Below are 11031 nucleotides of genomic sequence, written 5' to 3'. Positions count from 1 at the left end.
GCATCACCCGCCAACTGACTCTGCAAGCGGACGACGCACTGGCGACAGGAGCTGGCGAGTGACACGAGGCTGCGATCTTTTGATCGTGTTTTTTAAATGCAAAATCAAAAGTTCGTCCGATCGCGGCTCTAGCCTTCGGCCGCTACTACATATGCGTATTTCAATTCGGGATGTTTAAACGTTGTTTGGAATTTGCGGAACGTTCCCACAAGGTTTTCAGGTTGTCCGTCGGACGTCGGGTCTCTAGCCTGTGTTCGTCGCTGCCAAATCAGCGACCGGGACTGGAAACCCCGACGGGTATTAGTGGCGCGTACACGCCTTTCATAACGTATCCTTGCGCACTTCGAATGTGTGCACTCCGTTATGGCGGCTGTGCGCGGGGGACCTTCGGGTCGTCCGGGTCGCCGCTGCCCGGGTTTCCAACCTGCGTACAGCTGCCACCTCTTCGTCCGGAAACCGAATGGGGCAGCTCCAATTTTCCAGTGGAGTTACACCATGAAAAAGCCAACACCGAACCCCCCAGAATCAGACGCCGACACCACATCCCCCTACGCCTCAGTCGACAGTAAAAAACTCCACGAAGCCGCCGATCGCGCCCTCGACTACTACCTCAACCCCAGCGCCCATATCATGTCCAGCGCCAACGAGCCGGAACCCATGTACCTCGCCAATCCCAGGTACAACACTGAATCCCTGCTCGCCAACGCCAGCGAAACCCTCGGCTCGGCCAGTGAAATGCTGATGAACTTCGCCGCCTCGCTGGAAACCTCGCAGCGCAAGACTGCACTGGGTATTGCACAGGTTGTCATGCTGGGGGAGCTCGCGGTGAATCAAGCCTTGGATCACGTCGAACTCAAGAGCTGATCGCTCTTGAATGATCGTTCCCACGCTCTGTACTGGAATGCAGCCCTTGACGCTCTGCGCCAAATTCGCAAGCTGGAACGCAGAGCGTCCCTTGAGGCATTCCCACGCAGAGCGTGGGAACGATCAATTAAGACAGATAGTCATGCTGGGTGAACTCGCGGTGAATCAAGCCCAGGATCACGTCGAGCTCAATAACTGATCTCTGTTGAATGATCGTTCCCACGCGCAGCAAAGGAATGCAGCCCTTGACGCTCTGCGTCAAATTCGCAAGCTGGAACGCAGAGCGTCCCTTGAGGCATTCCCACGCAGAGCGTGGGAACGATCAAGATCCGCTCTATGCCCGACTGACCGATTCTGCAGGTGTCGAGTGAAACGAGGCTGTGATCTTTTGACTTTGCTTTTCAAGATCAAAAGATCGCAGCCTTCGGCAACTCCTACACGGGATACCCGGTTAGCCGTTTTTCTTGACCTGTTCGCGGACACGTTCTTCCTGTTCCCGTGCTTCGGGAGTGAACTCAGCGCCGAAGTCTTCTGCAGAAAATATCTGGCGGATTTCAATATCAGAATCGCCTGACATTGGGTTGGGGCAGCGCTTGACCCATTCGATGGCTTCTTCTTTTGATTTCACTTCCCAGATCCAGTAACCCGCTACCAGTTCTTTGGTCTCGATGAACGGCCCGTCGATGACCGTGCGTTTGTCCCCGGAGAAATGCACGCGAGCGCCTTTGCTGCTCGGGTGCAGGCCATCGCAATCGATCAGGATGCCGGCCTTGACCAGTTCTTCGTTGTAGTTGCCAATCGCGGTGATCAGTTCTTGAATGATCGTTCCCACGCTCTGCGCGTGAATGCAGCCCTTGTCGCTCTGCGTCAAATTTGCAAGCTGGAACGCAGAGCGTCCCTTGAGGCATCCCTTTGCCGCGCGTTGGAATGGTCAACGACCAACCAAAAAAGACTCAGCCCGGTCGCATTTTTTATCCAGTCCGGAGGCTCCATGGATACCCTGTTTTCCACAACAAGATCGGGTAACATCCGCAGGTCGCGATATTCAATGGAGAGAAACGATGGCAGGAAAGCCAGTCGCAAGGCTCGGAGATCCAGGGAGTCACGGTGGAAATATCACCACTGGATCAAGTCCTATTTTTGTTAACTCAACTCCCGTAGCTTTGGTAGGAGATATCTATTCCTGCCCAGTTCACGGCAGTAATCCCATAACAACGGGCGCTCCCCATGTTTTTGGGTTGGGAAAAGACGTTGCTCATGTTGGTTCCCAAACGGCATGTGGAGCGACGATTACTGCTGGATCACCTGACACCTTCGTCGGTGATTCTGGTAGTGCTCCCGCCAGCTTCTTCTCGCAGTTTCTGAAAGAAAAGACTTTTGTCGAGTTTCAGTTGCTTAACGAAAGAGATGAACCTGTCGCCAACGAGGCGTATGAATTGACGCTTCCCGATGGGACTTTGATGACTGGAGTCCTAGACGAAAATGGCTTTGTGCATGTTGCAAATATTCCTAGGGGGAATTGCAGCATAAAGTTTCCGAAACTTGAAGATACGGAACATCTTTAATGGTTCAGTCTACTAAAGTTACCAGCACAACCCAGGCAGCAAAAAATACGGGCACATCAGGGAAAACCACAAAAACCAATCAGGTGGTCGTGTCCGGTGCGTATATGGAAGTGCTGGTGGGTGGTCCCTACACTCGCGATAAAGAAGAGCATCCTTTCGGGCACGCGGCTTTACATGTGGTGGTCGGTAGCAAAGACATTACTTATGACTTTGGTCGCTATGGAAAAACCTGGGGCACGTTCGATAGCGAGGGCGAAGGAGTGCTGAACGTCTGGACGTCCTTCAAAGCGTATATCTCTGGTGAAAACAGTTTGGGGCGTACAACAACAGGTTTTGTTTATTATTTGGAAAATGCCAAAGCTGAGGCTGTGATCGCTCATTTCGACGGTATCGTCGCCCAGCAAAAAGAGCAGCGAAAAAAGACTGCGTCATCAGCACGGTATGTGTTGCCATCCAACTATCATCCGACTACGAATAACTGCACAACCGTGACCATTGCAGGAGCAAAGGTTTCGGGGAAGTCAATTGTGCAGAACCCTGCGAAATTTAATGAGATGCGAGGTCTCTCTTTCATCGAGAGACAGGCTGCGCGTACACAAAGTAGTCCGAAGGACGGGATTTTCATGCCGGCGGATTTACAAGCCATGCTCGAAGCGAATACCGAGGCCCCCTATGATAAGAAAAATGTTTACAAATAGGCGGATGGGCCTATGGCTGGTGGCAGTTTTATCCGTCAATGCGATTTTTTTGGGTTTTCTGATTTTTGGCGATATGGGGAAGGGGCACGATATGAAAATGATCAAAACGAAAGAACCATTACTGATTGAAGGTCCAAATGGCGACGAGAACTACTATGTCCTGCCTTTGGGTACCACGCTTTATCACGATAAAAGCTTTCCTGAAGGGCACGACCGTTATGTTGTGTATCTCAATCATAAAGGTGCAATTGCACACGAAGAAGTACCCATGAAGCCTGAGTATGGCGGCTCATTTATCGATCCGCTCTGGCTGGCCAATGTTAATGAGGAAACCTTGAAAGAAATTTTCAAACGTTTTCCGCTTTCCAAAGCAGATGTCGCCGCAGCTATCAAGGCCAATGAAATAACCAAAGATGATCTGGCCGACATCATCCGATCGATRCCCGACTGACGATTCTGCAGGTGTCGAGTGAAACGAGGCTGCGATCTTTTGATCTTGTTTTTTAACGGCAAAATCAAAAGATCGCAGCCTTCGGCAGCTCCTACACGGGATACCCGGTTAGCCGTTTTTCTTGGCCTGTTCGCGGACACGTTCTTCCTGTTCCCGCGCTTCAGGAGTGAACTCAGCGCCGAAGTCTTCTGCAGAAAATATCTGGCGGATTTCAATATCAGAATCGCCTGACATTGGGTTAGGGCAGCGCTTGACCCATTCGATGGCTTCTTCTTTTGATTTCACTTCCCAGATCCAGTAGCCCGCCACCAGTTCTTTGGTTTCGATGAACGGCCCGTCGATGACCGTGCGTTTGTCCCCGGAGAAATGCACGCGAGCACCTTTGCTACTCGGGTGCAGGCCATCGCAATCGATCAGGATGCCGGCCTTGACCAGTTCTTCGTTGAAGTTGCCCATGGCGGTGATCAGTTCTTCGCTGGGCATGATGCCGGCTTCCGAATCGGCGCTGGCTTTGACAAGGATCATGAAGCGCATGGCGGTTACTCCGTGAGTTTGGTGGGATTCATTGCTTAGTCGAACGGGCCACACTTGAATCGACAGGGTCTCTAAATAAAAGACCAGTAACACCGCAGAATCCAATGTGGGAGCGAGCCTGCTCGCGAATAGGTCGTCACATTCAACGTTTATGCTGACTGATCAAGCGCCTTCGCGAGCAGGCTCGCTCCCACATGGGAATTGTGCTGGTTTTGTATACAATTTTTCGCGCAGGCACCCAACAATTTCCAAACAGGGCATAGGTCGTCGGACAATTTCGTGGTTAACTTCGGCCTCTTGCATGCTTTCCAATCAAAACATCAGAAGGACTCAAGTCATGGCTCAAGTCACCCTTAAAGGCAATCCGGTTCAAGTCAACGGCCAGTTGCCACAAGCCGGTTCCAAGGCGCCAGCCTTTTCTCTGGTTGCCGGCAATCTGTCCGACGTCACCCTGAAAGACTTCGCCGGCAAGCGCAAAGTGCTGAACATCTTCCCAAGCGTCGACACCCCGACCTGCGCCACTTCCGTGCGCAAGTTCAACGCTCAGGCCAACGACATCGCCAACACCGTGGTGCTGTGCATCTCGGCTGACCTGCCGTTCGCGCAAGCGCGTTTCTGCGGCGCCGAAGGTCTGGAAAACGTACAAAACCTGTCGACCCTGCGCGGCACCGAGTTCATCGAGAACTACGGCGTGGCCATCGCTGACGGCCCGCTGAAAGGCCTGACCGCTCGCGCCGTTGTGGTGCTGGACGAAAACGACAACGTCCTGCACAGCGAACTGGTCAAGGAAATCGCTGAAGAGCCTAACTACGAAGCGGCGCTGTCCGTTCTCAAGTAAGCGCTTTTACAATTGTTAACGGCCTGGCCCTGTCCAGGCCGTTTTCATTTGTGTATCAGTGTTTTGCCTCACACCTTGAAACGTAAGTTGAAGGTAAATTGCCGGTAAAGCTGCTTTGCTATTTCCCCACCAGTGCTTATCGTTCAGCCTCCCGTAAAAGAAGCCCACGCGCCCAATGGTTAATGACTCCATGCAATCGTCCCCTCGTAACTCCCGTCGCTGGCTGATCAGCCTGCTGGTCTTGTTGGTGATCGCCGTCCTGTGCTGGAAATTCTGGCCCGCCGGTTCAGCCCACAAAGAGGGCGCCGACAAAGCGGCGTCCGGGCACACCGGGCGTTCGGGGATGATGCGGCCGGGCTTCGGTGGCGGCACCGGGCCGATTCCGGTACGCGTGGCGCCGGCGGTTACCGGCGACTTCCCGCTGTATTACAAGGCGCTGGGCACGGTGACCGCGCTCAACACCATCAATGTGCGCAGCCGGGTGGGCGGCGAGCTGGTCAAGATCAATTTCGAAGAAGGGCAGATGGTCAAGGCCGGTGACCTGTTGGCCGAGATCGACCCACGCCCCTACCAGAACGCTTTGCTGCAAGCCGAAGGCACTCTGCTGCAGAATCAGGCGCAACTGAAAAACGCTCAGGTCGATGTCGAGCGTTATCGCGGTTTGTACAAAGAAGACAGCATCGCCAAACAGACGCTGGACACCGCCGAAGCGCTGGTCGGTCAGTATCTGGGCACGGTCAAGACCAACCAGGCCGCAGTCAACGACGCCAAGCTCAATCTCGAATTCACCAAGATCCGCGCGCCGATTGCCGGCCGTGTCGGTCTGCGCCAGGTCGACGTCGGCAACCTCGTCACCGCCAATGACACCACGTCCCTCGCGGTGATCACCCAGACGCAACCGATCAGCGTCGCTTTCACCTTGCCGGAAAACAGCCTGGAAACCGTGCTCGCGCGTTATCGCAGCGGCGCCAAACTTCCGGCCGAAGCGTGGGACCGCGGCGACAGCAAACTGCAAGCCACCGGCGTTCTGCAAAGCCTCGACAACCAGATCGACGTTGCCACCGGCACCCTGAAGTTCAAGGCCCGCTACGATAACCGCGATCAGGCGCTGTTCCCCAACCAGTTCGTCAACGTTCACTTGCTCGCTGACACGCTGAAAGGCGTGGTGCTGGCACCGTCGGCGGCCATCCAGTTCGGCACCAACGGCACCTTCGTCTATGCACTGGATGGCGACAAGAAAGTCACCATTCGCCAATTGAAGATCGGCGCCAGTGATGGCGAAAACACCGTGGTCACCGAAGGCCTGGCCGCCGGCGACCGCGTGGTGCTGGAAGGCACCGACCGTCTGAAGGAAGGCAGCGAAGTGGAAGTGGTCAACGACAGCAACCAAGTGCCGACCACTCCAACTGAACACCTGCAAGGCAAATCTGCCGCCACCCCGACTGACGCTGCTGTCACCGATAAGGCCAAGAAGGGCGCATGAACATTTCGCGGCTGTTCATCCTCCGACCGGTAGCCACCACCCTGAGCATGCTGGCCATTGTCCTGGCCGGCCTGATCGCTTACCGCTTGCTGCCAGTTTCTGCGCTGCCACAAGTTGATTACCCGACCATCCGCGTCATGACCTTATATCCCGGCGCCAGCCCGGATGTGATGACCAGTGCCGTAACTGCGCCGCTCGAGCGCCAGTTCGGGCAGATGCCGGGCCTCACGCAAATGGCCTCGACCAGTTCCGGCGGTGCGTCGGTGCTGACCCTGCGCTTCAGCCTCGACATCAACATGGATGTCGCCGAGCAGCAGGTGCAGGCCGCGATCAACGCCGCGACCAATCTGCTGCCCACCGATTTGCCGGCGCCGCCGGTGTACAACAAGGTCAACCCGGCGGACACCCCGGTGCTGACCCTGGCGATCACCTCGAAAACCATGCTGCTGCCCAAACTCAATGACCTGGTCGATACGCGCATGGCGCAGAAAATCGCCCAGATCAGCGGTGTCGGCATGGTCAGTATTGCCGGCGGTCAGCGTCAGGCCGTGCGCATCAAGGTCAACCCGGAAGCGTTGGCGGCCAACAGCTTGAACCTGGCGGACGTGCGCACCTTGATCAGTGCTTCCAACGTCAACCAGCCGAAGGGCAACTTTGACGGCCCGACGCGGGTGTCGATGCTCGACGCCAACGACCAACTGACCTCGCCCAAGGATTACGCCAACCTGATCCTCGCCTACAAGAACGGCGCGCCGTTGCGGCTCAAGGACGTGGCGGAAATTGTCGATGGCGCCGAGAACGAACGTCTCGCTGCGTGGGCCAACCAGAATCAGGCGGTATTGCTGAACATCCAGCGTCAGCCGGGGGCCAACGTCATTGAAGTGGTCGACCGCATCAAGGCGCTGCTGCCGAGCATCACCGACAACCTGCCGGCCGGCCTCGAAGTGACGGTACTGACGGATCGCACGCAGACCATCCGCGCCTCGGTCACTGACGTGCAACACGAATTGCTGATCGCCATCGCCCTGGTGGTGATGGTGACGTTTCTGTTTCTGCGGCGCGCCAGTGCGACGATCATTCCGTCAGTGGCCGTGCCGCTATCGCTGATCGGCACCTTCGGCGTGATGTACCTGGCCGGCTTCTCGGTCAACAACCTGACCTTGATGGCGCTGACCATTGCCACCGGTTTTGTGGTCGACGACGCCATCGTCATGCTCGAGAACATCGCGCGCTTCATCGAAGAGGGCGACAGCCCGATGCAAGCGGCGCTAAAGGGCGCCAAGCAGATCGGCTTCACCCTGATTTCCCTGACCCTGTCGCTGATTGCAGTACTGATTCCGTTGCTGTTCATGGCCGACGTGGTCGGGCGGCTGTTCCGCGAGTTCGCCATCACACTGGCCGTGGCGATCCTGATTTCGCTGGTGGTCTCGCTGACCCTGACGCCGATGATGTGCGCGCGTCTGCTCAAACGCGAACCGGAAGAACACGAGCAGGGCCGTTTCTATCGGGCCAGTGGCGCGGTGATTGACTGGATGATTGCCGAGTACGGGCGGATGCTGCGCTGGGTGCTCAAACACCAGCCGCTGACCTTGCTGGTGGCCATCGCTACGCTGGGGTTGACCGTATTTCTTTACATGGTCGTGCCGAAAGGCTTCTTCCCGGTGCAGGACACCGGGGTGATTCAGGGCATTTCCGAAGCGCCGCAGTCGATCTCCTTCGCCGCGATGGGCGAGCGTCAGCAGGAACTGGCGAAAATCATTCTGCAAGATCCGGCGGTGCAGAGCCTGTCGTCCTACATCGGTGTCGACGGCGATAACGCCACGCTCAACAGCGGCCGCTTGCTGATCAACCTCAAGCCCCATGGCGATCGCGATCTAAGCGCCACTGAAGTGATTGCGCGCCTGCAACCGCAACTGGACAAACTGGTCGGCATCCGCCTGTTCATGCAGCCGGTGCAGGACCTGACCATCGAAGACCGTGTCAGCCGGACCCAGTATCAGTTCAGCATGTCCTCGCCGGATTCCGAACTGCTCAGCCAGTGGAGCGGGCGACTGGTCGAAGCGCTGGCCCAACGGCCGGAATTGACCGACGTTGCCAGTGATTTGCAGGACAAGGGTTTACAGGTCTATCTGGTGATCGACCGCGATGCCGCCTCACGCCTTGGCGTTTCGGTGGCGAACATCACCGATGCGCTCTATGACGCTTTTGGCCAGCGGCAGATCTCGACCATTTACACCCAGGCCAGCCAGTACCGCGTGGTGCTGCAAGCCCAGGCCGGAGAGAAGATCGGCCCGCAGGCGCTGGACCAGATTCACGTCAAGACCACCGATGACGCGCAGGTACGCCTGTCGAGTCTGGCTCATATCGAGGAGCGTCAGGCGCAACTGGCGATCACCCATATCGGCCAGTTCCCGGCGGTAATGATGTCGTTCAACCTCGCGCCCGGTGTGGCGCTGGGGCATGCGGTCGACATCATCGAACAGGTGCAGAAAGACATCGGCATGCCCGTCGGCGTGCAGACCCAGTTCCAGGGCGCGGCCGAAGCGTTCCAGGCTTCGCTATCGAGCACCTTGCTGCTGATTCTGGCGGCGGTGGTGACCATGTACATCGTGCTCGGCGTGCTGTACGAGAGCTACATTCACCCGATCACCATTCTCTCGACCTTGCCGTCGGCGGCCGTCGGTGCCTTGCTGGCGTTGCTGCTCAGCGGCAATGATCTGGGCATGATCGCGATCATCGGCATCATCCTGCTGATCGGTATCGTCAAGAAGAACGCGATCATGATGATCGACTTCGCCCTCGATGCTGAGCGCACGCAAGGCATGGCGCCGGAACAGGCGATCTATCAGGCGGCGTTGTTGCGCTTCCGGCCGATTCTGATGACCACGCTGGCGGCGCTGTTTGGTGCGGTGCCGTTGATGCTCGCCACGGGCTCAGGTGCTGAATTGCGTCAGCCGCTGGGTCTGGTGATGGTCGGTGGTTTGCTGGTCAGCCAGGTGCTGACGCTGTTCACCACGCCAGTGATCTACCTGTATTTCGACCGCCTCGGTCGGCGCTTTGGCAAGACCAATGCTGACACTGAAGAGGTGTCGGTATGACTGTCCGAACACATAACCCTTGTAGGAGTGAGCCTGCTCGCGATGAGGCCGGCACCTGCAACATCAATGTAAACAGACACACCGCTATCGCGAGCAGGCTCACTCCTACAGGGGATTGGTGTGACGTTGGGGATCGCGGTCAATGAACCTCTCCGGTCCTTTCATCAAGCGCCCGGTCGCCACAATGCTGCTGAGCCTGGCGATCATGCTGCTCGGCGGTGTCAGCTTCGGCCTGCTGCCGGTTTCGCCGCTGCCGCAAATGGATTTCCCGGTGATCGTCGTGCAGGCCAGTCTGCCCGGCGCGAGCCCGGAGGTCATGGCGTCCACCGTGGCCACACCGCTGGAGCGCTCATTCGGCGCAATCGCCGGCGTCAACACCATGAGCAGCCGCTCCAGTCAGGGTTCGACCCGGGTCATTCTGCAATTTGACCTCGACCGCGACATCAACGGTGCCGCGCGGGAAGTGCAGGCAGCGATCAACGCTTCGCGCAATCTGCTGCCGAGCGGCATGCGCAGCATGCCGACCTACAAGAAGGTCAACCCGTCGCAGGCGCCAATCATGGTGCTGTCGCTGACCTCCGATGTGCTGGAAAAAGGCCAGCTCTACGATCTGGCCTCGACGATTCTTTCGCAGAGCCTGTCGCAAGTGCAGGGCGTCGGTGAAGTGCAGATCGGCGGCAGTTCGCTGCCGGCGGTGCGCATCGAGCTCGAACCTCAGGCGCTGAACCAGTACGGCGTGGCGCTCGACGATGTGCGCAAGACCATCGCCGATGCCAACGTGCGCCGGCCGAAGGGTTCGGTCGAGGACGGCCAGCGTTTGTGGCAGATCCAGGCTAATGACCAGCTGGAGAAAGCCAAGGATTACGAGTCACTGATCATCCACTACGCCGACGGCGCCGCGCTGCGCCTCAAGGACGTGGCCAAGGTCAGTGACGGCGTCGAAGACCGCTACAACAGTGGTTTCTTCAACGATGACGCGGCGGTGCTGCTGGTGATCAACCGCCAGGCTGGCGCCAACATCATCGAGACGGTCAACGAGATCAAGGCGCAACTGCCGGCCTTGCAAGCGGTGTTGCCGGCCAGCGTAAAGCTGAATCTGGCCATGGACCGCTCGCCGGTGATCAAGGCGACGCTGCATGAAGCCGAGATGACCTTGCTGATTGCCGTGGCGCTGGTGATTCTGGTGGTATTCCTGTTCCTCGGTAACTTCCGCGCCTCGCTGATTCCGACACTGGCCGTGCCGGTGTCGCTGGTCGGCACCTTTGCGGTGATGTACCTCTACGGATTCTCGCTGAACAACCTCTCGCTGATGGCGCTGATTCTCGCCACCGGTCTGGTGGTGGACGACGCGATTGTGGTGCTGGAGAACATCTCCCGGCACATCGACGAAGGCGTCAAACCGATGCAGGCCGCGTACCTCGGGGCCAAGGAAGTCGGTTTTACCTTGCTGTCGATGAACGTCTCGCTGGTGGCGGTGTTCCTCTCGATCCTGTTCAAGGG

The 11031-nt window shown here is 57.3% G+C and carries 10 protein-coding genes; 8 read left to right on the top strand and 2 right to left on the bottom strand.

Annotation, left to right across the window (positions count from 1 at the left end; all coding sequences use genetic code 11):
• Nucleotides 1–495: 495 nt before the first annotated feature.
• The gene (locus AC1DVF_RS24670) at nt 496–864 is read left to right on the top strand and encodes a DUF6124 family protein (protein WP_460090782.1); all 369 of its coding nucleotides are present in this window, start codon (nt 496–498) and stop codon (nt 862–864) included.
• A 451-nt stretch (nt 865–1315) separates the two neighbouring features.
• Here the strand turns inward: AC1DVF_RS24670 and AC1DVF_RS24665 are convergent, their stop codons facing one another.
• On the bottom strand, nt 1316–1696 hold the full coding sequence (locus AC1DVF_RS24665; RefSeq protein ID WP_477783290.1) for a YciI family protein: 381 nt from the start codon (nt 1694–1696) through the stop codon (nt 1316–1318).
• 229 nt (nt 1697–1925) lie between these two features.
• Between AC1DVF_RS24665 and AC1DVF_RS24660 the strand changes: the two genes are divergently transcribed.
• From AC1DVF_RS24660 to AC1DVF_RS24650, 3 genes are all read left to right on the top strand, one after another.
• Complete coding sequence (locus tag AC1DVF_RS24660) at nt 1926–2429, top strand: PAAR domain-containing protein (RefSeq protein WP_477783289.1); 504 nt, start codon at nt 1926–1928, stop codon at nt 2427–2429.
• Complete coding sequence (locus AC1DVF_RS24655) at nt 2429–3127, top strand: hypothetical protein (RefSeq protein ID WP_477783288.1); 699 nt, start codon at nt 2429–2431, stop codon at nt 3125–3127. Before AC1DVF_RS24660 ends, AC1DVF_RS24655 begins: the two co-directional genes overlap by 1 nt.
• Nucleotides 3128–3218: 91 nt before the next feature.
• On the top strand, nt 3219–3578 hold the full coding sequence (locus tag AC1DVF_RS24650; protein ID WP_477783287.1) for a hypothetical protein: 360 nt from the start codon (nt 3219–3221) through the stop codon (nt 3576–3578).
• Between the two features lie 108 nt (nt 3579–3686).
• On the opposite strand, the gene AC1DVF_RS24645 is transcribed toward AC1DVF_RS24650, so the two are convergent.
• Nucleotides 3687–4112: a YciI family protein gene (locus AC1DVF_RS24645; protein WP_095126253.1), complete on the bottom strand. Its 426-nt coding sequence runs from the start codon at nt 4110–4112 to the stop codon at nt 3687–3689.
• A 337-nt stretch (nt 4113–4449) separates the two neighbouring features.
• Between AC1DVF_RS24645 and tpx the strand changes: the two genes are divergently transcribed.
• From tpx to AC1DVF_RS24625, 4 genes are all read left to right on the top strand, one after another.
• On the top strand, nt 4450–4950 hold the full coding sequence (gene tpx, locus AC1DVF_RS24640) for a thiol peroxidase (RefSeq protein ID WP_320336862.1): 501 nt from the start codon (nt 4450–4452) through the stop codon (nt 4948–4950).
• A 175-nt stretch (nt 4951–5125) separates the two neighbouring features.
• Nucleotides 5126–6433 (top strand): MdtA/MuxA family multidrug efflux RND transporter periplasmic adaptor subunit, encoded by a 1308-nt coding sequence (locus tag AC1DVF_RS24635; RefSeq protein WP_477783286.1) that lies wholly within the window; start codon nt 5126–5128, stop codon nt 6431–6433.
• Entirely contained in the window at nt 6430–9531 is a 3102-nt protein-coding gene (locus AC1DVF_RS24630) for an MdtB/MuxB family multidrug efflux RND transporter permease subunit (RefSeq protein WP_093432982.1), read from the top strand. Before AC1DVF_RS24635 ends, AC1DVF_RS24630 begins: the two co-directional genes overlap by 4 nt.
• A gap of 142 nt (nt 9532–9673) precedes the next feature.
• Nucleotides 9674–11031, top strand: a 1358-nt coding sequence (locus tag AC1DVF_RS24625) for an efflux RND transporter permease subunit (protein ID WP_477783285.1), incomplete at its 3' end; no start/stop codon positions are given.

This window comes from Pseudomonas sp. P4_D7 (assembly GCF_056401755.1).
The sequence above is the reverse complement of the archived record's forward strand: the minus strand, read 5'-3'. Positions and strand labels throughout refer to the sequence as shown.

Coding starts and splice junctions, on each gene's coding strand:
- AC1DVF_RS24670 (WP_460090782.1), top strand. CDS start 496: ATGAAAAAGCCAACACCGAACCCCCCAGAATCAGACGCCGACACCACA.
- AC1DVF_RS24660 (WP_477783289.1), top strand. CDS start 1,926: ATGGCAGGAAAGCCAGTCGCAAGGCTCGGAGATCCAGGGAGTCACGGT.
- AC1DVF_RS24655 (WP_477783288.1), top strand. CDS start 2,429: ATGGTTCAGTCTACTAAAGTTACCAGCACAACCCAGGCAGCAAAAAAT.
- AC1DVF_RS24645 (WP_095126253.1), bottom strand. CDS start 4,112: ATGCGCTTCATGATCCTTGTCAAAGCCAGCGCCGATTCGGAAGCCGGC.
- tpx (WP_320336862.1), top strand. CDS start 4,450: ATGGCTCAAGTCACCCTTAAAGGCAATCCGGTTCAAGTCAACGGCCAG.
- AC1DVF_RS24635 (WP_477783286.1), top strand. CDS start 5,126: ATGGTTAATGACTCCATGCAATCGTCCCCTCGTAACTCCCGTCGCTGG.
- AC1DVF_RS24630 (WP_093432982.1), top strand. CDS start 6,430: ATGAACATTTCGCGGCTGTTCATCCTCCGACCGGTAGCCACCACCCTG.